Consider the following 23,864-nt stretch of genomic DNA (forward strand, 5'->3'; position numbering starts at 1 on the left):
CCATGGAAGCGAACCGTCCCGCCAGGATCACCACCATCGCCGACCTTTTCATCGACCAGGTGCGCCGGACCCCCGGGGCGCCGGCCGTGGTCGCCCCCGACGTGCGGCTGACGTACGCGGAGCTGGGCACGTACGTCTTCCAGCTCGCGCGACACCTGCAAGCGCGCGGGTTACGGCCCGAGGACGTCGTCGCCGTCGCGACTCCCCGCTCCGCCGAGATGGTGGTCTGCGTGCTGGCCGTCATGGTCGCCGGCGGCGCGTTCGTGCCCGTCGACCCGTCCTGGCCGCAGGCGCGGCAGCGGCAGGTGCGCGCCGAGGCGGGGGCCGTCCACGTGCTGGACGCGCGCGAGGTCGATCTCTCCTCCTGGCGGTACGGCGACGAGCCCGCCGAGCCGCCGGCCGTGTCCATCCAGGGCGGCCGGCTCGCCTACGTGATGTTCACCTCCGGCTCCACCGGCACGCCCAAGGGCGCCATGATCCGCCACGAGGCGATCAGCCACCGCCTGCTCTGGCAGATGGAGGAGATCCTCGGGTTCGGGCCCGGCGACGCGTCGCTGTTCAAGGCGCCGCTGTCGTTCGACATCTCCGTCAACGAGATCCTGCTGCCGCTCGTCTCCGGCGGGTACGTGGTGGTCGCGGAACCCGGCGGCGAGCGCGACCCCCAGTACCTGCTGGACCTGATCGCCCGCGAGGGCGTCACGTTCGTCTACCTCGTGTCGTCGATGCTGGACGTGCTGCTGGAGATGGCGCGCGGCACCTCGCTGCTGTCCGGGCTGAAGCACGTCTGGTGCGGCGGCGAGGTGCTCACCCCGGAGCTGTTCGAGCGCTTCCGCGGCCAGCTCTCCACGACGCTCTACCACGGGTACGGGCCGGCCGAGGCGACCATCGGCGTCTCCCACGTCATCTACCGCGACACCGCCGAGCGCATCGCGACCTCGATCGGCCGCCCCAACCCGCACACCCGGCTGTACGTGCTCGACGAGCGTCTGGAGCGGGCACCCGAGGGGGCCGTGGGAGAGCTGTACGCCGCCGGGTTCCTGCTCGGCCGCGGCTACGTCAAGGCGCCGTCGCTGACGGGCTCCCGGTTCGTCGCCGACCCGTTCGCCGCCGACGGCTCCCGGATGTACCGGACCGGCGACCTGGCCAGATGGGCGCCCGACGGGTCGCTGGAGTTCGTCGGCCGCGCCGACCACCAGGTGAAGATCCGCGGCATGCGGCTGGAGCTGGAGGAGGTCGAGGCCGCCCTCGCCGCCCACCCCCAGGTGCGGCAGGCCGTGGTCGTCGTGGACGCGACCGGCCGGCGACTCGTCGGGTACGTCCGGGCCGACGAGCCCGTCCCGGCCGCTGCGCTGCGCGACTGGTGCGCCGGCCGACTGCCCGCGTACATGGTGCCGGAGTCGTACGTCGTCCTGGACCGCTTCCCCCTCACCGCCAACGGCAAGGTGGACCGGCAGGCGCTGCCGGAGCCCGCCGTGCGCGCCCGCACGCGCTCGCCACGCACCCCGCGCGAGCGCGCGCTCTGCGAGATCTTCGCGCGGGTGCTGGGCGTGGCCGAGGTGGGGGCGGACGACGACTTCTTCGCGCTGGGCGGTGACAGCATCGTCGCGATCGGCGTGGTCAGGCAGGCGCGGCGCGCGGGCCTTGAGGTACGCGCCCGTGACCTGTTCGCCCATCCCACGCCCGCCGCGCTCGCGGCCGTGGTCACGCCTGTGGACGTCGTCGCGGTGCCTGGAGTGAACGGGGTCGGCGCGGTCCCCGCCACCCCGATCACGTCGTGGCTCCAGGACGTCGGCCCTTCGATGGACGGCTTCGTCCAGTCGATCACCGTCCGCACGCCCCCGGGGCTCACGGGCGGCCAGCTCGAAACCCTGGTCGACGCCCTGCTGGAAACCCACGACATGCTCCGCGCCCGAACGGTCGCCGTCGGTGATCAGGCCGTGTCAGGGGGAGTGAGGGCGGTCGGTGGTGACGGTGGTCAGGGCGTGTCCGGGGGGTTGGGGTTGGGGGCGGTCACTGGTGATCAGGCCGTGTCAGGGGGAGTGAGGGCGGTCGGTGGTGACGGTGGTCAGGGCGTGTCTGGGGGGTTGGGGGAGTGCGGGGGGCCGTCCGGTGGTGGTCGTGATGGTCGTGGTGAGGTGCGGTGGTCGCTGGTGGTGGGGGCTCCTGGGTGGCCGCGGGCCGCGGAGGTGATCACTCGGGTCGTGACGGAGGCGGAGCTGGAGCGGCAGGCCGCCGTGGCGGCGGAGCGGCTTGATCCGGGCCGTGGACGGATGATCGACCTGGTGTGGCTGGACGCCGGGGCGCACGCGCAGGGGCGGCTGACCATCGTGATCCATCACGTGGTCGTGGACGGCGTGTCGCTCCGCGTACTCCTGGAGGACCTGAGCCAGGCGTGGGAGGCGGTGCGGGCGGGGCGTCCCGTCGAGCTGCCCCCGGTGCCCACGTCGTTCCGGCAGTGGGCGACGCTGCTCCAGGCCCGCGACTTCGCCGCCGAGGAGGACCACTGGCGGGGCGTCTGCTCGGCGCCCGACCCGATGATCGGCGAACGGCCGCTGGACCCGCGCCGCGACGTGGTCGCCACGGAGGAGTCCCTCACGGTCGAGATCCCGGCCGAGATCGCCGGGCGGCTGCTCGGCGCGGTCCCCGCCGCGGTGCACGGCGGGGTCAACGACGTGCTGGTGACGGCGGCGGCGCTCGCGCTGGGCCGATGGCGTGGTGCCGGTCCGGCCGTGCTGCTGGAACTGGAAGGACACGGACGGGAGGAGGAGGCCGTCGGGGACGTGGACCTCTCCCGTACCTTCGGCTGGTTCACCACCCTGTACCCCGCGCTGATCGACCCCGGCTCCGGAACACCGGGCGAGGCGGTGAAAGCGGTCAAGGAACAGCTCCGCCGCGTGCCGAACCGCGGGATCGGCTACGGTGCGCTCCGATACCTCGGGGACCGGCCCCGCCCCGACCTGGCGGTCACCCCACAGGTGCTCGTCCACTACCTCGGCCGCTTCGACACGACCCCCGACAGTGACCCGGACGCGACTTCCGAGGGTGGCCTGGGCACGTCTTCCGGCGCTGGTTTGGATGCGATTCCCGGCATCGACCTGAACGCGACCTCCGGCGTCGGCTCGGACGTGATCCTCGACGGCGGCTTGGACGAGACTCCCGACGCCGACCCGGACGCGACCCCCGACACCGACCCGGACGCCGGGCGGGGGGCCGGGGTGGTCGGTGACTGGGCGCCTGTAGGGGAGGGCGAGGTCGTGGGGGAGCGGCGCGATCCGCGGATGCCGCTGCCGCGGGTGCTGGAGATCAACTCCGTTGCCGTGGACGGGGCCGGTGGGCCGGTCCTGACGACCAGGTTCAGCTGGCCGGCGGGTGTGCTGGACGCCGGGCGCGTGCGGGAGCTGGCCGCGATGTGGACGCGGGCGCTCACCGCCATCGCCACCAGCGACACGGTCACCGGGCACACGCCGTCCGACTTCCCGCTCGTACCGCTGGACCAGGAGGACGTGGCCGCCATCGAGGCCGAGTCGCCGGGCCTGGAGGACGTGCTTCCGCTGTCGCCCCTGCAGACCGGGCTCTACTTCCACGCCACCTTCGACCCGGGGCACGACCCGTACGTCGTCCAGCAGATCATCGAACTCGACGGCCCGCTCGACGGCGAGCGCCTGCGCCTGGCCGCAGACCGGCTGATCGGACGGTACCCGAACCTGGGCGCGGCCTTCCGCACCACGGGTGACGGTCACGTCGTGGCCGTGATCGCGGGCCGTCAGACGGTGCCGTGGCGTACCGAGGACCTGAGCCACCTCGACCACCCGCGGCCCGCCGTCGAGGCGGCGGCCACGGCGGAGCGGTCGGCGCCGTTCGACCTCGCCCGGCCTCCCGCCATGCGTTTCGCGCTGCTCAAACTCGGCCCTCGGCGGCACGCGCTCGTCCACACCGTGCACCACATCCTGGCCGACGGCTGGTCGGTGCCCCTGATCCTGCGCGACCTGCTCGCCCTGTACGAGGACAGGGACCTGCCCGCACCGCCGCCCTACGGCGAGTTCTTGAAGATGCTCGCGACGCGCGACCCCGAACCTGCGATCGAGGCGTGGACCGCCGCCCTGGCGGGAGTCCACGAGCCGACCCGGCTCGCCGAAGCCCTCACCAGCCCCGCCGACGGCCCAGCCGGTGGGGCCCGAGGCGGTCCCGGCGCCGGCTCGGCAGACGGTGCTGGCGATTGTCCCGTCGGTGGTTCCGACGGCGCGCCCGGCGGTGGGTCCGGTGGCCCGCTCGATGGTGGATCCGGCGGCGCGTCGGGGGATGGGTCCGTAGGCCCGCCGCGTGGCCTGCTCGGAGATGAGTCCGGCGGTGTTGGTGACCGTTCTGGCGGGTTCGGGCGTGTGGTGCGTGAGTTGCCGGATGAGGTGGGGGAGCGGCTGCGGGGGTGGGCGCGGGAGAACGGGCTCACGGTGGGGTCGGTGCTCGCCGCCGCGTGGGGGATCCTGCTCGGACGTCTGACCGGCCGGGACGATGTGACGTTCGGATCGACCGTTTCCGGACGGGCGTCCGGAGAGGTGCCGGGCATCGACGCGATGGCCGGGCTGCTGATCAACACGGTGCCGGCGAGGTTGCGGTGGCATCCGTCGGAGACGCTGGCCCACGCGTTGAGCCGATTCGCCCGCGCCCAGCGGGAGGTGATGGAGCACGAGCACGTTCCGCTGGCGGCGCTGCACCGCAGGCTGGGCGTGACCGAGCTGTTCGACACGCTGGTGGTCGTCGAGAACTACCCGGAGTCCCCGGCCGGGGAGGGTGAGCTCCGGATCGCCGGGGTCGACACGATCGAGGCGCCCCACTATCCGGTGACGCTGCTGGCCAAGCCGGGGACCCGGATCGCGCTCACGCTGACCCACGACCGGCGGCTGGTCTCCGGCACATCGGCTGCCCTGCTCATCGGTCAGTACGAGAAGCTGCTCGCCGCCGTCGCCGACGACGCCACCCGGACATGCGGCCAGGTGGAGCTGGTCTCCGAGGAGCAGTACGCGCAACTGACGGCTTTCGGCACCGGAGCCCCGGCGGGTGGTGGCGCCGGCGTGAACGACGCGTTCTACCGCCAGGACGCGGGAACCCCGGCGGGTGGTGGCGCCGCTGTGAATGAAGTGTTCGATCGCCAGGTCGCGGGAGTTCGGGGGAGCGGTGATGGCACAGTGATCGGCCTGTTCGAGCGTCAGGCCGCCGAGCATCCCGCACGCATCGCCGTCGTCTGTGCCGGCGACACGTTCACCTATGCCGAGCTGCGCGACCGTGCTGATCGGGTGTGCGGGACGCTGGCCGCTGCCGGGGTACGGCGCGGTGACATCGTCGCGGTGGCCGCCAGCCGCTCGGCGGACATGGCGGTGGCCCTGCTCGCCGTGATGCGGGCCGGGGCCGCGTACCTGCCCGTCGACCCCGGCTACCCGGCCGCCCGGATCGAGTTCATGCTCGCCGACGCCCGCCCGGTCTGCGTCCTCACGGACGAGGTGAGCGCCAGGACCCTGCCCCCGCACGACCTGCCCTCCTTCACCATCCGAGCAGCAGCCGCCGGACCGCCCGCCCGACCGCTCGCTGGGTCAACCGTCGTCAGGCCGTTGGACGTGGTGTCCGTCGTCTATACCTCCGGCTCGACCGGGCGGCCCAAGGCGGTCGTGGGCACGCACGGCGCGCTCGCCAACCGGCTCGGGTGGGCGGCGGAGGCGTGGGACGCGCGGGTGCGCCTGGCGAAGAGCTCGCTGAGCTTCATCGACGGTACGACCGAGCTGCTCGGCGGACTGGTCGCCGGCGCCACCACGGTCATCGCGGGCGACCGGGAGGCCACCGACGGGGCGGCGCTGGCCGGGCTCGTCGAACGGTCGGGGGCGACCCAGCTCCTCGCCGTGCCCAGCCTGGCGGCGGCGCTCGCCGACACCGCGCCCGAGCGGCTGGCCGCGCTCACCCGCTGGATCTGCAGCGGCGAGCCGCTCGACCGGGCCTGCGTGCGGTCGCTCAGGAAAGCCTCGCCGAACGCCCGGATCGTCAACTCCTACGGCTCCTCCGAGGTCGCGGGAGACGTGCTCCAGGGCGAGGTCGGCCCCGAGGCGCCGGTGACACTGGGCAGGCCGGTGCCGGGAACGCGTCTCTACCTGCTCGACTCCACCCTCCATCCGGTGCCGCCCGGCGTGCCCGGGGAGATCTACGTCGGCGGCGTCCAGCTCGCCCTCGGCTACCTGAACCGGGCCGGGGTGACGGCGGGCCGGTTCGTCGCCGACCCGTTCGGCAGCGGCACCCGCCTCTACCGCACCGGGGACCTCGGCCGGTGGACGCCTGACGGGCAGGTCGAGTTCCTGGGCAGGGCCGACGACCAGGTGAAGATCAACGGCTACCGGGTCGAGCCGGGCGAGCTGGAGGCCGCGCTGATGCGTCGCGCGGGCGTGGCCGACGCGGCGGTGGCGGTGCGGGGACGGGCCCTGCACGCGTACGTGGTGGCCGAGCAGGGAGAGCGGCTCGACCCGCGGGCGCTCCGGGGCCTGCTCGGCGCGGAGCTGCCCGCCTACCTGCTCCCTGCGACGGTGACCGTACTGGACCGGCTCCCCACGCTGCCCAACGGCAAGCGGGACCGTCGCGCGCTGCCCGATCCCGAGGTCACCACCGGCGGCGGGAAGCCACGGACGGCGGGGGAGGCGGCGGTCCTCGCCCGCGTCGTCGGCCTGCTGGGCATCGACGACCTCGGCGTCCACGACGACTTCTTCACCGCCGGCGGCGACAGCATCCTCGCCATCCGCCTCGTCAGCCTGCTCGCCGGGGACGGGATCGAGGTCACCACCGGTGACGTCTTCCGCCTGCGCACGCCCGCCGCCATCGCCGCCTCCGTGACGGGGACCGGACAGGATCCGGCGGAGACCCTTGAGGGCGAGGTCTGGCCGCTGTCCCCGCTCCAGCAGGGCGTCTACTACCAGGCGACGTTCGCCGACAGCGGCAGCACCTACATCGCGCAGAACGTCTTCGACCTCGACCGCCGCGTCGACGTACCGGCCATGACGGCGGCGTTCGCAGCCCTCCTCCGCCGCCACCCCACCCTGCGCGCCTCCTTCGCCGCCGACGGCGCATCCCAGCGCATCGCCGCCACGGTGCCCGCCGAGGTGCGGGTGGTCGATCTGACCGAAGCCGCCGCGAGACCGGCTGAGGTTCGGGCGGCCGGTGCCGCTGGGACGGGCGCCGATCCGGCCGCCCATGCCGCCGTCCGCGACGAGGAAGTCGCTGGGGCGAAGGTGGACGGGTTGGGTGCCGTCCACGGCGAGGGGCTCGCTGGTGGGGAGGTGCCCGGGCTGGGTGCCGTGATCGAGGCGGTGACGCGGGCGGATCGGGAGGAGCCGTTCGATCTGGCGCGTCCGCCTCTGGTCAGGGTGACCGTGGTGCGGCTGCCGGGCGGGCGGGACCGGTTGCTGCTCACGTCCCACTTCCTGCTGTGGGACGGGTGGTCGCGGGAGCTGGTGCTGCGGGAGCTGTTCGCGCTGTACGACTCGCGTGGCGCACGCGGCGCGCTCCCGCCCGTGGAGAGCACGTTCGCCGACTACCTCGCCTGGGTCGGCGGCCGGGACCGTGACGCCGCCGCCGCGGCCTGGGGCGCGGCTCTCGCGGGCGTCCGGGAGCCGACCATCCTGGCGCCGGAGGCCATCGGCCGCGAGCCGGTGGTGTCGGAGCGGATCGTCGCCGCGCTGCCCGCCGAGGTCACCACCCGGCTCGGCGAGCAGGCCGGCCGCGGCGGCGTCACGCTCAACGCGCTCCTGACCGCCGCGCTCGGCATCCTGATCGGGTACGAGGCCGGTCGCACCGACGTGGTGTTTGGCACGACCGTCGCCGGGAGGCCCACCGAGCTGCCCGGGATCGAGAACGTGGTCGGCCTGTTCCTCAACACGGTCCCGGCCAGGGTGGCGGCCACGCCGTCCGCCACCGTGATCGAGCTGGCCCGCCGGGCCCAGGACGACCGCGTCGAGCTGGTGCCGCACGAACACCTCGGGCTCGGCGACATCCATCGCGCCTGCGGCCAGGAGCAGCTGTTCGACGCCCTGTACGTGCTGCAGAACTTCCTGAACGACAGCACGTTCACCGATCTGGAGCGCGAGCACGGCATCGTCGGCGTGGAGTACACCGACACCACCCACTACCCGTTCACCTGGGTGCTCACCCCCGGCGCCAACCTGCGGATCAAGCTCGAATATCGGCCGGACGTGGTGCGCGAACGCGACGCCCGGCGGATGGTGCGCCGCTTCACCCGGCTGCTGGAGCACCTCGCGGGCGGCCTGTCGGCGCCGGTCGGCGCGCTCGACCTGATGCTGGACGAGGAGCGCGCCGAACTGGCCGGGCAGTGGGCGGCGGCCGAGCATCCGATCGGCACGGCGACGATCGCCGGACTGCTGGCCGAGCGGGCCCGCGCCTGCCCCGATCAGGTGGCGCTGGTCTTCGGCGCGCGCTCGCTGACGTACGCCGAGCTGGACGGCCGGATCAACCAGTGCGCCAGGCTGCTGCGGTCGCAGGGCGCGGGGCCCGGCGAGATCGTCGCGCTCGGCCTGCCGCGCGGCGTCGAGATGGTCGTCTCGCTCTTCGCGGTCCTGCGCACCGGCGCCGCCTACCTGCCGCTGGAGCTGGACCATCCCGTCGAACGGCTGGCCGTCATGCTCGACGACGCGCGTCCCGTCCTGCTGGTCTGCGCCGACCCCGATGGCGACCTGGCCGCGCACCAGCGGCGGCTGGGCGGGCGGTGCGTCGTCCCGGACCGGCTCGCCGGGTTCCCGGCGGAGCCGCTGGACGTGGACGTGCCGGGTGACCTGCCCGCCTACGTCATCTACACCTCGGGGTCCACCGGCCGGCCCAAGGGCGTGGTCACCCCGTACCGGGGTCTGACCAACATGCAGCTCAACCACCGGGCCGAGATCTTCGGCCCGGCCGCGCGCCGCACCGGGCGGGACCGGCTGCGCATCGCGCACACCGTGTCGTTCTCGTTCGACATGTCGTGGGAAGAGCTGCTGTGGCTGGTCGAGGGCCACGAGGTGCACATCTGCGACGAGGAGCTGCGCAGGGACGCCGCCGCGCTCGTCGCGTACTGCCGGGACCACCGGATCGACGTCGTCAACGTGACCCCGACCTACGCCCACCTGCTGTTCGAGGAGGGCCTACTCGACGGCGGCCACGCGCCCTGCCTGGTGCTGCTCGGCGGCGAGGCCGTCGGCGACGCCGTCTGGGACCGGCTGAGGCGGCCGGGCGGGCCCGAGGGCTACAACCTGTACGGGCCGACCGAGTACACGATCAACACGCTCGGCGCGGGGACCCGCGACAGCGCCACCCCGACCGTGGGCCGCCCCATCTGGAACACCCGCGCGTACGTGCTGGACCGGTGGCTCCGGCCGGTGCCCGCGGGCGTGGTCGGCGAGCTGTACGTCACGGGCGCCGGGCTCGCCCACGGCTACCTGCACGCGCCCGGTCTGACGGCCGGGCGCTTCGTGGCCGACCCCTTCCTGTCCGGCGGGCGCATGTACCGCACCGGAGACCTCGTCCGCCGGCGTGACGACGGCAACCTCGACTTCCTCGGCCGCGTCGACGACCAGGTGAAGATCCGCGGATACCGGGTCGAGCTCGGCGAGGTCGAATCCGCCCTGTCGGCGCTCCCCCAGGTACGGCAGGCCGCCGTCGTGGCCCGCCCCGACCCCCGCGCGCCCGGCCTCAGGAAACTGGTCGCCTACGTGGTCCCGACCTCGACCACCGACCTCGAACCGGTCGCCGCCGGGTCGGGCGGGGCCGAGTTCGCGGCGCGGGTGCGGGCGGCGCTGGCTGAGCGGTTGCCCGGCTACATGGTCCCCGCGCTGTACGGGATCACGCCCGAGTTGCCGCTGACCGTGAACGGCAAGCTCGACGTCGCCGCGCTTCCCGAGCCCGTGGCGCCGGGAGGCGGGGCACGGCAGGAGCCGCGCGGCGCCGCGGAGCGGACCCTGTGCGGCGTGTACGCCGAGGTGCTCGGCCTGCCGGAGGTGGGGATCGACGACGACTTCTTCGCCGTCGGCGGTGACAGCATCTCCTCCATCGCCGTGGCCGGTCGCGCCCGCGCGGCCGGGCTGAACCTCACCCCGCGCGACATCTTCCGCCGCCGCACCGTGCGCGCGCTCGCCGCCGCCCTGCCGCAGGCGGCCCCCGAGGCCGCGCACGACCCCGGCGCCGGGACGATCCCGCTCACCCCGATGCTCGCCGAGACGATGCTCGCCCGCACCCCGCTGGAGCGCTTCTACCAGTCCATGGTCCTGCCCACCCCGGCAGGCCTCGACCGGGAACAGGTGGAACGGGCGGTACACGCCCTCTGCCTCCACCACGACCTCCTCCGGGCCAGGCTCGACCGCCACGACGACACGTGGACGCTGTCGGTGCCTCCGCCCGCGGAGTTCGACCCCTCCACCCTCTGCATGAACGCGGACCCGCAGGCTGAAGAGGAGGCGGCCGGGCGGCTCGACCCGGAGCGCGGGATCATGGTCCAGGCGGTCTGGTTCGACGGCGGTCCGCGACCTGGACGGTTGCTGCTGGTCATCCACCATCTGGTCGTCGACGGCGTCTCCTGGCGGGTGATCGCCGAGGACCTCGCACGCGCCTGGACGGACGTGCGGGCGGGCCGCGAACCCGCCCTGGCCCCCGTCCCCACCTCCTTCCGCGCCTGGGCGGAGAAGATCCAGGACACCCGGGCGAGCTTCCGCGACGAGGCAGGCCACTGGCGCGACGTCCTCGCCACCGACGACCCGCCGCTGGGCGCCCGCCCGCTGGACCCCGCCGTCGACACGGCCGCCACCGTCAGTTCGCTGACGGTGGCGCTGCCCCCGGACACGAGCGCGGCCCTGCTGTCCGCCGTGCCCGCCGCGATGCACGGCGGCGTCAACGACATGCTGCTGACCGGCTTCGCCGTGGCCCTCGCCCGGTGGCGGCGCACGCACGGGCGCGGCGGCGGCTCGGCCGTACTCCTCAGCCTCGAAGGCCACGGCCGCGACGGCGAGCTCGCCGGCGGCGCGGACCTGTCACGGACCGTGGGCTGGTTCACCGCCATCCACCCCGTGCGGCTGGATCCCGGGCCGCTGAGCTGGGACGAGGTCATGGCGGCAGGCCCCGGGCTGGCCGGCGCGGCCAAGGCGGTCAAGGAACAGCTGCGCGCGGTGCCGCGCAACGGTCTCGGGCACGGGGTCCTGCGCCATCTCGACGGCCTGGACCTGCCGCGGCCGCCGCAGATCCTCTTCAACTACCTGGGCCGGTTCGCCGCCGGCGGGAGCACGCTGCGCGAGGGCGTGCACCCGGACAACCCCGCGATGGGGCTGGAGATCAACGCCCTGGCCCAGGACGGGCCGGACGGGACCACGTTCACGGCCACGCTCTCCTGGCCGTCCGGCGTCATGCCCGCCGAGGACGTCGCCGAGCTGGCGGAGCTCTGGACGGCCGCGCTGACGGCGCTGACCCGCTGCGCAGAACTGGCCGGGCACACCCCGTCCGACTTCCCCCTGGTCAAGCTGACGCAGCGGGACGTGGACCGGTTCGCGGGCGCGCGGGACATCCTGCCGCTGCTGCCGCTCCAGCAGGGCATGTACTTCCACGCGTCGTTCGGCGCCGGCCACACGGACACGTACGTGGTGCAGCAGGTCGCCGAGCTGTCCGGGCCCGTGGACCGGGCGGCGCTGCGCCGCGCGGTGACCGCGACCGTGCACCGCCACGACGCCCTGCGCGCGAGCTTCCGCGAGCTGGCCGACGGGCGGGTGGTCCAGGTGATCGCCGAAACCGTCGAGGTGCCGTGGCGCGAGGCCGACCTGAGCGGCCTGCCCGCCGAGGAGGCCCGCGCCCGGCTGGCCGAGCTGACCGCCGCCGAGCTGGCCGAGCCGTTCGACCTGGCCGCCGCGCCGCTGGTGCGCTACACGCTGGTCTCGCTCGGCGACGCCGACCACCGGCTCGTGGAGACCATGCACCACATCGTCGCCGACGGCTGGTCGTACCCGCTGGTGTTCGGCGACATCGTCGAGTCGTACGAGCGCGGGCGCGCGCTGCCCGCGCCGGCGGTGACGTTCCGCGACCACGTGGAGGCGGTGGCCGGGCTCGACCGGGCTGCCGCCCGCGACGTGTGGGCCGCCGCGCTGACCGGTGTCTCCCCGACCCGCCTGTACGACGGCGCGTACGCGGTGTCCAGGCACGACGGCGTGCACCGGGACCTGCCCGTCGGCGAGGTCGTCGCGGCGGCCCGCGAGCGCGGGGTGACGCTGAGCACGTTCGTGCACGCGGCGTGGGGGCTGGTGCTGGGCGGGCTGCTCGGGCGCGCGGACGTGGTCTTCGGCTCCACGGTGTCGGGGCGCGGCGGGAGCCTGCCCGGCGTCGAGACGATCGTCGGCCTGCTGATCAACACCATTCCCGTGCCGATGTCCTGGGACCCCGGCGCCACGCTGGGCGACGTCCTCGACCGGCTGCACGCGCGGCAGGGCGACCTGCTCGACGCGCAGCACGTCGGGCTCGCCGAGCTGGCCCGTCTCACCGGGGTCCGCGAGCTGTTCGACACCATGGTCGTGGTCGAGAACTTCCCCGCCGTGCCCGCCGGCGAGCGCTCCGGGCTCACGTTCCGCGGCTTCACCGGCACCGACTCGCCGCACTACCCGGTCTCCCTGGTGGCCTTCCCCGGCGAGCGGCTCACCCTGGAGATCAAGTACGACGTCGCGCTGGTCGGCGAGGAGCGGGCCGGGCGGCTGCTCGACCTGGTCGTCCGGGTCCTCGACCAGCTGGTCCACGCCCCCGGCACGCCCGTCTCCCAGCTGGACCTGCCGCCGCTCGGCACGTCGCCGGACCGGGCGGGTGTGGCGGCATCCCGTACGGCGTTCCTCGGGGCGGCGACGCTGGCGGACGCGTACGCCGCCGCTCGGCCGGAGGCCACCGCTACGGCCGTGACCTGGCGCGACACCTCGCTCACCCACGCCGAGCTGGACGAGGTCGCCACCAGGCTGGCCAGGACGCTGGTCGCCAGGGGAGTGGGGCCCGAGTCGAGGGTGGCCGTGGCGCTGCCGCGCTCGGCCGATCTCGTCGTCGCGCTGCTCGCCGTCGTCAAGGCCCGCGGCTGTTACGTGCCGCTGGACATCGACGCCCCCGCCGCCCGGCTGAGGTTCATCCTGGACGACGCGGCCCCGGTGTGCCTGCTGACCGATCCCGCGACCCTGGCCCGCCTGCCCGAGCCGACCGTACCGGTCGTCCTGCTGAACGAGCCGCCCCAGGACGGCCATCAGTACGGTGCGGATCTGGACGGACCCGGTGCCGCGGACAGTGCGGCGTACATCATCTACACCTCCGGGTCGACGGGGCGGCCGAAGGGGGTGGCGGTGACGCATCGCAACGTGCTGTCGCTGTTCGGCGCGGCCGGTGAGGTCTTCGACTTCGACGCCTCGGACGTGTGGACGATGTTCCACTCGGTCGCGTTCGACTTCTCGGTGTGGGAGCTGTGGGGGGCGCTGCTGCACGGCGGGCGGCTGGTGGTCGTCGACCAGGAGGTGGCCCGCGACCCGCGGCGCTTCCTGGGCCTGCTGGAGCGCGAGCGGGTGACCGTGCTCAACCAGACCCCGTCCGCGTTCTACCCGCTGGTCGAGGCGGCGCGGGGCGAGCTCGCGCTCCGGTACGTGATCTTCGGCGGCGAGGCGCTGGACCCGGGCCGCCTGGCCCCGTGGCGGCGGCGCCATCCCGCCACGGCCCTGGTCAACATGTACGGGATCACCGAGACGTGCGTGCACGTCACGTTCCACGCCCTGACGTCGGACGACACCGCGAGCGTCATCGGCGGGCCGTTGCCCGGCCTCCGCGTGCACGTGCTCGACCGCCACCTGCGGCCGGTCCCGCCGGGGGCCGCGGGAGAGGTGTACGTCGCGGGTGACCAGCTGGCCCGCGGGTACCTCGACCGCCCGGCGCTGACCGCCGCCCGCTTCGTCGCCGACCCGTTCACCCCGGGCGGGCGGCTGTACCGCAGCGGCGACCTCGCCCGCCGCACCCCCGGCGGGGACCTCGTCCATCTCGGCCGCGCCGACCGGCAGGTGAAGATCCGCGGCTACCGGATCGAGCTCGGCGAGGTCGAGTCCGCCCTGCTGACGCTCGACGGCATCGCCGACGCCGCCGTGGTCGTACGAGAGGACCGGCCGGGCCGCCGGCGCCTGGTCGCGTACGTGGTCGCGCGTCAGGGAGCGCGGGTGGACATGGCCAGGGAGCACCTGGCCAGGCTGCTGCCTTCCTACGCCGTCCCGGCCGCGTTCGTCCCCCTCGACGCGCTGCCGCTCACCGTCAACGGCAAGCTCGACCGCGACGCCCTGGCCACCCACCCGCCTGCCCCGGCCCCCGCCGGGCCGGGCGCCGAAGGGGGCGCGGCGGAGGTGCTGCGGGCGCTCTTCGCGGAGGTTCTCCAGCTCGCCTCGGCCGGGGGCGACGACGACTTCTTCCACCTCGGCGGCGACAGCATCATCGCCATCCAGCTCGTGAACCTCGCCAGGCGCCGCGGGCTGCGGCTGTCACCGCAGGACGTGTTCGTGCACAGGACCCCGGCGGCCCTCGCGGCGGCGGCGGCTCCGCGGCCGGTCGAGCCGGTGGCGGACGCCGCAGAGGGAGACGGCGTCGGCGAGATCATGCTGATGCCGATCGTGCACCGGCTGGCCGAGCTGGGCGGGAGGATCTCGCGGCTGAACCAGGCCGAGCTGCTCCGCACCCCGGCGGGGATGACCCGTGAGCAGGTCGCCGCGCTCGTCCGGGTGCTGGTCGACCGGCATGACGCGCTGCGGTCGCGGCTGAGCAGGCTGTCGCCGTTGCTGTGGTCGCTGGAGGCGCGAGCGGCCGGTGACACGCCGGATCCCGGCGTGCTCGCGGTCGACGCGACGGGGCTCGGCGACGACGGCCTGAGCGCCGTGATCGCAGCCGAGTCCGACGCCGCCGCCGACCGGCTCGACCCCGACGCCGGGCGGATGGTCGAGGCGGTGTGGTTCGACAGGGGGCCGGACCGGCAGGGCAGACTGCTGATCGTCGCCCACCATCTGGTGGTCGACGGGGTGTCCTGGCGGATCCTCGCCGAGGACCTGAGGCAGGCCTGGGAAGCCGTCTCGGCCGGGGAGCGGCCCGTGCTCGACCCGGTCGGCACCTCCCTGCGCGCCCACGCGCGCTCGCTGGCCGAGAACGCCGCCCAGGCCGCCAGGCTGGCCGAGTTCGAGCACTGGACGGCCACGCTGCGGCCGGGCGGCGAGCTCGACCCGTCGGCCACGACCGCCGGCCTGACGGTGGGCGCCACCCGGGACCACGTCCTCCGCGTGCCCGGCGACGTGACCGGGCCGCTGCTCACCACCGTCCCGGGCAGGCTGGGCGTGGACGTCACCGAGGCGCTGGTCGCCGCGCTGCGCACGGGCGTCGCGCGCTGGCGGGCGGCGAGGGGCGGGGACGCCGGGGCGCCGCTGGTGATCGACCTGGAAAGGCACGGCCGCGAGGGCGACGCCGACCTCTCCCGTACGGTCGGCTGGTTCACCGCCATCGCGCCCGTACGGCTGCCGGGCGGCTCGGCCGGTCCCGCCGAGGTACGGCGAGCCGTGCGGGCGGCCCCGGACGGCGGGCTCGGGTTCGGGCTGCTGCGCTACTGCAACCCCCGGACCGCGGCCCCGCTCGCCCGGCTCGGCACGCCCCAGCTGCTCTTCAACTACCTCGGCAGGTTCCCCGTCGGAGGGGAGGGGGATTGGGACACGGCGCCGGAGACCGCCGCGCTGCGCGTGGCCCCCGACCCCGACCTGGGCACCCCGTACCTGCTGGAGATCAACGTCGCCTGCCACGACACGCCCGACGGGCCGGAGCTGCGCGCCGTCCTCACGTACGCGGAAGGAGGACTGGGCGCGGACGACGTGCGCGCGCTCGCCGACGACTGGGCCGCCGCCCTCCGCGACCTCATCCTGGAGAAGGCCGAGCCGCGAGCACTGACCGCGGCCACCCGGGAGCCTCGGACAGATGCCGGGACCGCGGCGGCGCCGGGGGACGGGCCGCGGACGTGGGCGCTGTCCCCGTTGCAGGAAGGGCTGTTCTTCCAGGCGCGTTACGCCGGGGACGCCGACGTGTACGTGGCGCAGAACGCGTTCGACTTCGCCGGACGGCTGGATCTCGGGCGTCTGCGCCGGGCCTACGCGGCGCTCCTCGACCGGCACGCGACGCTGCGTCTCGGGTTCGTCGCGGACGGCGGGCACCGGCCGGTCGCCGTGGTCGGGAGCGGGCTGGACGCCGCCGTCGGGGAGATCGACCTGTCGGCGGACGGTTCCCGGCTGCCGGAGGTGATGGAGGAGGACCGGCGGCGGCCCTTCGACCCGGCCGCGCCGCCGCTCTGCCGGTTGACCGTGGTCCACCTGCCCGGCCGTGACCGCCTGCTGCTCACGTACCATCTGCTCCTGTTCGACGGCTGGTCGCGGGAGCTGGTGCTGCGCGAGCTGTTCGCGCTGTACGAGTCCGGCGGCGAGCGCGGCGTCCTCCCCGAGGGCGGGGCGGTCTACACCGGCTACCTCGCCTGGCTGGCCCGCCAGGACGGCGACGCGGCGGCGCGGGCCTGGGCGGAGGCGCTCGCGGGCCTGGAGCCCACCATCCTGTTCCCCACGGCGGCGGGGACCGCGCCGGTGCCCGCGACCAGCCTGGCGTTCCGGCTCACCGAGGAACAGACGCGGCGCGTCACCCGCCAGGCCCGCCGGTCCGGGGTGACGCTCAACGCGCTGCTCACCACCGCGCTCGGCCTGGTGCTGGCCCACGCGTCCGGCCGCCGCGACGCGATCTTCGGCACGACCGTCGCCGGGCGGCCGACCGAGCTGGAGGGCGTCGAGTCGGCGATCGGCGTGTTCCTCAACACGGTGCCCACGGCGGTCCGGCTCGCCCCGGACGAGAGCGTGCTGGACGTCATGCGGCGGGTCCAGGCCGACCGTGTCGCGCTGATGCCGCACGAGTATCTGGGGCTCGGCGACATCCAGCGCGCGGCGGGCCGCGACCAGCTGTTCGACAGCCTGTACGTGCTGCAGAACTTCCTCGGCGACGACACGTTCACCGATCTGGAGGAGGCGCACGGCATCGTCGGCGTGTCCAGCGTGGACGCCACGCACTTCCCGCTGACCTGGGTGGCCACCCCGGGCGCGCGGCTCTCCGTGCGGCTGGAGTACCGGGCCGACGTGGTGGCGCGGGAGCGGGCGGAGGCGCTGCTGGCCCGGCTGGAGCGGGTGCTGCTCCGCCTCGTGGACGACCCGGCGGCGACCGTGGCCGACGTGCCGCTGCTGCTGCCGGGGGAGAGCGCCGTGCCCGCCGGGGCCGTGCGGCCCATCGGCGAGGACACGATCGCGGACCTCCTGGCGGCCCAGGCGCGGCGCACCCCGGAGCGGCCCGCGCTCACCTCGGGCACGCGGACCCTTACCTACGCCGAGCTGGACGCCCGGGTGAACCAGATCGCGCGCTCGCTGCTGGCCGGGGGAGCGGGACCCGAGAAGATCGTCGCGCTCGCCGTGCCCCGGTCGGCCGACATGGTCGCCGCGCTGTTCGCTGTGCTCCGCACCGGGGCGGCTTACCTCCCGCTCGAACTCGACAACCCCGGCGACCGGCTGCTGGCGATGCTGGCCGACGCCCGCCCGGTGCTGCTGGTGACCACGCGGGCGGTGGAGCCCAGGCTCGCCTCCCATCCGGTGGCGCGGCTGTGCCTGGAGGACGTGTCGGGACCCGCCGATCCGGTCACCGTCGCGCGCGGGCCGGGTCACCTCGACCATCCCGCGTACGTCATCTACACCTCCGGCTCCACCGGCCGCCCCAAAGGCGTGGTCACGCCGTACCGGGGACTGACCAACATGCAGCTCAACCACCGGGAGGCGATCTTCACGCCGGCCGTCGCCGCGACCGGCGGGCGGATCCTCACCATCGCGCACACCGTCTCCTTCTCCTTCGACATGTCGTGGGAGGAACTGCTCTGGCTGGTCGAGGGCCACCACGTGCACATCTGCGACGAGGAGCTGCGCAGGGACGCCACCGCGCTCGTCGCCTACTGCCACCGCCACCGCGTCGACGTGGTGAACGTGACGCCCACCTACGCCCGGCACCTGCTCGACCAGGGCCTGCTCGACGGCCCGCACCGCCCGCCGCTGGTGCTGCTCGGCGGCGAGGCGGTGCCCCAGTCCCTGTGGTCGGAGCTGCGCGACGCCGAGGGCGTGAGCGGCTACAACCTCTACGGGCCGACCGAGTACACGATCAACACGCTCGGCGCGGGCACCGGCGAGAGCGCCACCACCACGGTCGGGCGGCCGATCTGGAACACCCGCTGTCACGTGCTGGACGCCTTCCTGCGCCCGGCCCCCGTCGGCGAGCTCTACATCGCGGGGGCGGGCCTGGCGCGCGGCTACCTCGGCCGCGCCGGGCTGACCGCCGGGCGGTTCGTCGCCGACCCGTCCGTCCCGGGCGGGCGCATGTACCGCACCGGCGACCTCGTCCGCGTCCGGGAGGACGGCAACCTCGACTTCCTCGGCCGCACCGACGACCAGGTCAAGATCCGCGGGTACCGGGTGGAGCCGGGCGAGGTCGAGGCCGCCGTCACCGCTAGGCCCGGGGTGCGCCGGAGCGCCGTCCTCGCCGTCCCCGACGGCTCCGGCGCCAGGCGCCTGGTGGCCTACCTCGTCCCCGACGGCCCCGCGGGCGCCGAGCTGGCCGCCGCCGTGCACGCCGGGCTCAAGGAGGTGCTGCCCGGCTACATGGTGCCGGCGGCGTACGCGGTGGTGGACGCGCTGCCGCTGACCGTGAACGGCAAGCTCGACACCGCCGCGCTGCCCCCGCCCAGCGCGCCGGCGTCGCGTTCGCGACCGCCCGCCGACGAGCGGGAGCGGCTGCTGTGCACGCTGTTCGGCCGGGCGCTCGACACCGGCGACGTCGGGCCCGACGACGACTTCTTCGACCTGGGCGGGCACTCCCTGCTGGCCATCCGGCTGCTCGGGCTCGTGCGCGCCGCCACGGACGCGGACCTCACGCTGCGCGACCTGTTCGACGCGCGCACCCCGGCCCGGCTCGCCGCCCGTCTCGCCAGCGGCGCGGCGCCGTCCGGGCGGCCCCCGCTCACCCGGCGGCCCCGCCCCGACCGGGTGCCGCTGTCGCCCGCGCAGGAGCGGCTCTGGCTGCTCCAGCAGCTCGACCCCGGCTCGACCGCCTACACCTACCCGCTGCTCGTCCGGCTGCGCGGCGCGGTGGACGCCGCCGCCCTGCGCGCCGCGCTCGGCGACGTGGCGGCCAGGCACGAGGTGCTCCGCACGGTCATCGACGACGGGCCCGCGCAGCGGGTGCTCGCCGAACCCCGGATCGACCTGGACGTCGTACGATGCCCGGACGCGGGCCCGGTGCTGGCCGAGGCGCTCGCCCGTCCCTTCGACCTGGCCGCCGGGCCGCCGCTGCGGGCCACCCTCGTCGAGGAGCACGACACCGGCGACACCGTGCTGGCGCTGGTGCTGCACCACATCGCGATGGACGAGTGGTCCGACGGCCCGCTGCTGCGCGACCTCGGCGCCGCCTACGCCGCCCGGCTGGCGGGCCGGGCCCCCGACTGGGAGCCGCTGCCGGTGCAGTACGCCGACTACGCCCTCTGGCTGTCGCTCGACGACCGGCACGACGACGACCGCGCCTACTGGGAGCGGCGGCTGCGCGGCCTGCCCGCCGAGATCGCCCTGCCCGCCGAGCGTTCGCAACGGGTACGGACCGGGCGCCCCGCCGGGCAGGCGACCGCCACGATCCCGCCGGAGCTGGCCGCGTCGCTGCGGGAGCTGGGGCACGCCGAGTCGGCGAGCATGTTCATGGTGCTCCACGCGGCGCTCGCCACCCTGCTCAGCCGTCTCGGCGCCGGTACGGACATCCCCATCGGCACCCCCGCCTCCGGCCGCGCCGACCCCGCCCTGCACGACCTCGTCGGGTTCTTCGTCAACACCGTCGTACTCCGTACGGACCTGTCCGGCTCGCCCACCTTCGCCGAGCTGCTGCGGCGGGTGCGCGAGACGGACCTGGCCGCGTTCGAGCACGCGAGCCTGCCCTTCCAGCAGGTGGTCGAGGCGGTCAACCCGGCTCGGGCGCAGGGCCGCAACCCGCTGTTCCAGGTGATGCTCGGCTACCTGCACCGCCCGGCCGGGCGTGACACCGTGCTCGGCCTGCCGGTGGGGGAGGCGCCCCCGGTCGCCGCCGACCCGAAGGTGGACCTGAACCTCACCTTCGTCGACGGCGAGCCGTTCGAGATGGTCCTGGAGTACGACGCGGACCGCTTCCACCCGGCGACCGCGCGGCGGCTGGCCGACCGCCTCCTGGTGCTGCTCGCCGAGGTCGCCGCACGCCCGGAGCAGCCGATCGAGTCCCTGGACGTCCTGTCGGAACGCGACCGGACCGACCTGGCCGACTGGCAGACCGGCGGCCCGGCCCCGATCGGCGGAGCGCCGTGGCACGCCCGGTTCTCGGCGCTGGCGAGGGCGACTCCGGAGGCGGACGCCTGCGTGTTCGAGGGCCGGACGATGAGCTACGCCGAGTTGGACGCCGCCTCCGACGCCTTCGCCGCCAGGCTCGCGGGGCTCGGGCCGGAGGATGTGGTCGGGATCGCCCTGCCGCGGTCGGCGGAGCTGCTGGTGGCCGTGCTCGGCGTGGCCAAGGCGGGCGCCGCCTACCTGCCGCTCGACCCCGCGTTCCCTGCCGAGCGGCTGCGCTTCATGGTCGAGGACGCGCGACCGGCCGCGATCGTCGTGGACGACCGCACCCGTGACCGCTTCCCCGGCGGCATCACGCTCGACGGCTCCCCGGCCCCCGCCCCGGCGCGTGACGAGTCAGCGCCGGGCGATCCGCGGACGGCGGCGTACGTCATCTACACCTCCGGTTCGACCGGGCGTCCCAAGGGCGTGGTGGTGACCCGGGGAGACCTGGAGTGCTTCCTCGGCGCGCTGCCCGTGACCGGGCCGGGCGACCGGCTGCTCGCCGTGACCACGCTCTCCTTCGACATCTCGGTCCTCGAACTGATGGGGCCGCTGCGTACCGGAGGCTGCGTGGTCATCGCCTCGGACGCGCAGGTGAGGGACCCGCGGCTGCTCGCGGGGCTGATGCGGGACGAGCGGGTCACGATCGTGCAGGCCACCCCGTCGCTGTGGTCGGCGCTGCCCGCCGACGCCGAGCTCGGCGGGGTGCGCGTGCTGGCAGGCGGCGAGGCGCTGCCCCCCGCCCTGGCGGAGCACCTGGCCGAGCGGGCCGCGAGCGTGACCAACCTGTACGGCCCCACCGAGGTGACCGTCTGGGCCACCGCCGCGGCCGTCCGCCGGGGCGAACGTCCCGCGCTCGGCCGCCCGCTGCCGGGCACGGCCGCGTACGTGCTGGACGCGGCGCTGCGCCCGGTGGCTCCCGGCGTCGCGGGGGAGCTGTATCTCGGCGGCGCCCAGGTCACGCGCGGCTACCTGCGCCGCCCGGGGCTCACCGCGGCCAGGTTCGTCGCCGACCCCTTCACCGGCGGGCGCATGTACCGCACCGGTGACCTCGCCAGGTGGAGCGCCGAAGGGGAGCTGGAGTTCCTGGGGCGCGCCGACCACCAGGTCAAGGTGCGGGGTTTCCGCGTCGAGCTCGGCGAGATCGAGGCGGTCGCCGCCACCTGCCCCGGCGTGGCGGCGGTCGCGGTCGCCGCCCGCCGGGACCGGATCGTCGCCTACGTCACCGCGCCGGCCCCCGGGCTCCGCGACCACCTCGCGGAGCGGCTGCCGTCCTCCATGGTCCCCGCCGCCGTCGTCGTGCTCGACGAGCTGCCGCGCACCCCCAACGGCAAGGTGGACCGGGCCGCGCTGCCCGACGTGGACCTCGCGCCCTCGGCCGCCGGCGTCGCGCCGCGCACCCGTGCCGAGGCGGCCGTCTGCGCCGTCATGGCCGAGGTGCTGGGCGTCGGGCGGGTCGGCGTGGACGACGACTTCTTCGCCCTGGGCGGCCACTCGCTCCTGCTCGTCAGGCTGGCCGCCGCCCTGCGCGCGGAGCTGGGCGCCGAGATCCCGGTCGCGGACCTGTTCACCGCCCCCACCGCCGCCGCCCTGGCCCGGCGGATCGCCGGCGGCGCCCCCGCCGGCGACGCGATGGCCGAACTGCTCGTCCTGCGGCCGGGCGGATCGCGGCCGCCCCTGTTCTGCTTCCCGCCCGCGAGCGGGCTCGCCTGGCAGTTCGCCGCGCTCAAGCGCCACCTGCCGGAGGACGTCCCGCTGTACGGGCTGCAGTCGCCCCGCCTGAGCCGCGACACCGCCCTGCCCGAGACCATGGACGAGCTCGCCGCCGAGTACGCCGGCCTGATCGGACGCACCGCCCCGGAAGGCCCCGTCAGCCTGCTCGGCTGGTCGTTCGGCGGCGCGGTGGCCCACAAGGCCGCGGTGCTGCTGGCCGCGGAGGGCCGCGAGATCGGCCTGCTCGGCATGCTGGACACGCCGCTGGAGGTGCCCGGAGGGGCGGACGACGTCGCCGCGCTGCTGGCCGAGATGGGTTACCGGGTGCCGGACGGGCGCATGTCGGTCGCCGACGCCGTCGCGTTCCTGCGCGGCCTCGGCGACGGCGTCGCGGTCCTGGCGGACGAGCAGATCGGGCGCGTCGTGGAGAGCTACCTGGACAGCGACCGCATGATGGCGCGGGCCCGGTACGACGTGTTCCCCGGCGACGTGCTCTTCGTCGACGCCACCGTGCCGGAGCCGGGCTTCACCGGGAGGGCCTCCGGCCGGTGGCGCCCCCACGTGGCGGGCGAGCTGCGCGCGGTCGCCGTGGAGTGCCGTCACTCCGAACTGCTGGACGCCCGCGCGCTGGAGATCGTCGGCCCGCTGCTGGCCCGCCTCATGTGATGGCGGACAGGTCCTTGACCGGGGTGGAGGGGTCCATGTCGGCGGCGTTCGCGAGCTGCGGCACGAGCACGTCGAGCGCGTACAGCAGCGCGTCCGGCCCGCTGTAGGAGAGCGCGCCGCCGAGCGGGGTGGAGAAGTCCGTGTAGATCGTGCGGTCGCTCTCGACGACCTTCAGCCGGGAGAAGACCGGCGAGGCCAGCATCTTCTCCTTCGTCGAGCCGTTGACGAACAGCACGTCGCGGTCGATCAGGTCCAGCCGTTCCTCGCTGATCTCGTTGGCCTCGCTCTGCGCGGCGAAGCCGAGCGCGTCGAACAGCGCGCGGCGCGGATCGCGGGCCGGGATCAGCCAGTGCTGCCCGTTCTCCGGCCCGAAGTCGACCACCAGGACCTTGCCGGCGAACTCGGGGTGCGCCCGCTTCGCCTCGGCGATCTTCGCGTTGACCTTGTCGACGAGGGCCTGAGCCTCGGCGGCCTTGCCCAGCGCCTTGCCCGTGGTGATCGTCTGGACGTCCCAGGGGGTCTGCTCGTCGGCGTAGGCGTCCGACTGGATCACGGTGGGCGCGATCTGCGAGAGCTTCTCGTACGTCTCCTTGTTGATCGTCTCGTAGATCGCGATGATCACGTCGGGCCGCTGCTTGATGATCGCCTCGAAGTTGAGCTCCGCCGAGAACGTGGACAGCTCCTGGCCGCCCAGCGCCTTCTTGACCCACGGGAAGGTCGCGTACGCGTCGAACCACGCGCGGGTGCTGACCGGGACCACGCCCAGCGCGAGCGCGAAGTCCTGGTCGTTCCAGCCGACGGTGACGACCCGGGCGGGCCTGGTCTCGATCGTGGTGCTGCCGAACTTGTGCTCGATGGTGACCGGGAACGCGGTGTCCGCCGGCGCGGAGGCACCCGGGGCGGCGGGCTCCTGGGCGGCGCAGGAGACCAGCGAGGCCGCCAGGAAGAGGGATAAGAAGGCTCGCGGAACCGCACGGGAACTGATCATGGGGATTC

General features: G+C 74.7%; 2 protein-coding genes. One reads left to right on the plus strand and one right to left on the minus strand.

From position 1 onward, the window contains the following. Positions 1–2 precede the first annotated feature (2 nt). Positions 3–22,868 (plus strand): non-ribosomal peptide synthase/polyketide synthase, encoded by a 22,866-nt coding sequence (locus tag ABD999_RS16355; protein ID WP_345482777.1) that lies wholly within the window; start codon positions 3–5, stop codon positions 22,866–22,868. Here the strand turns inward: ABD999_RS16355 and ABD999_RS16360 are convergent. Continuing rightward, positions 22,861–23,856: an ABC transporter substrate-binding protein gene (locus ABD999_RS16360; RefSeq protein ID WP_271279400.1), complete on the minus strand. Its 996-nt coding sequence runs from the start codon at positions 23,854–23,856 to the stop codon at positions 22,861–22,863. The two genes, ABD999_RS16355 and ABD999_RS16360, sit on opposite strands and share 8 nt — an antisense overlap. Positions 23,857–23,864: the final 8 nt, after the last annotated feature.

The sequence above is a fragment of the Nonomuraea ferruginea genome, assembly GCF_039540635.1.
GTDB lineage: Bacteria > Actinomycetota > Actinomycetes > Streptosporangiales > Streptosporangiaceae > Nonomuraea > Nonomuraea ferruginea.

What these genes read in the sequence shown, in the direction of transcription:
- ABD999_RS16355 (WP_345482777.1), top strand. Translation starts at nt 3, where the DNA reads ATGGAAGCGAACCGTCCCGCCAGGATCACCACCATCGCCGACCTTTTC.
- ABD999_RS16360 (WP_271279400.1), bottom strand. Translation starts at nt 23,856, where the DNA reads ATGATCAGTTCCCGTGCGGTTCCGCGAGCCTTCTTATCCCTCTTCCTG.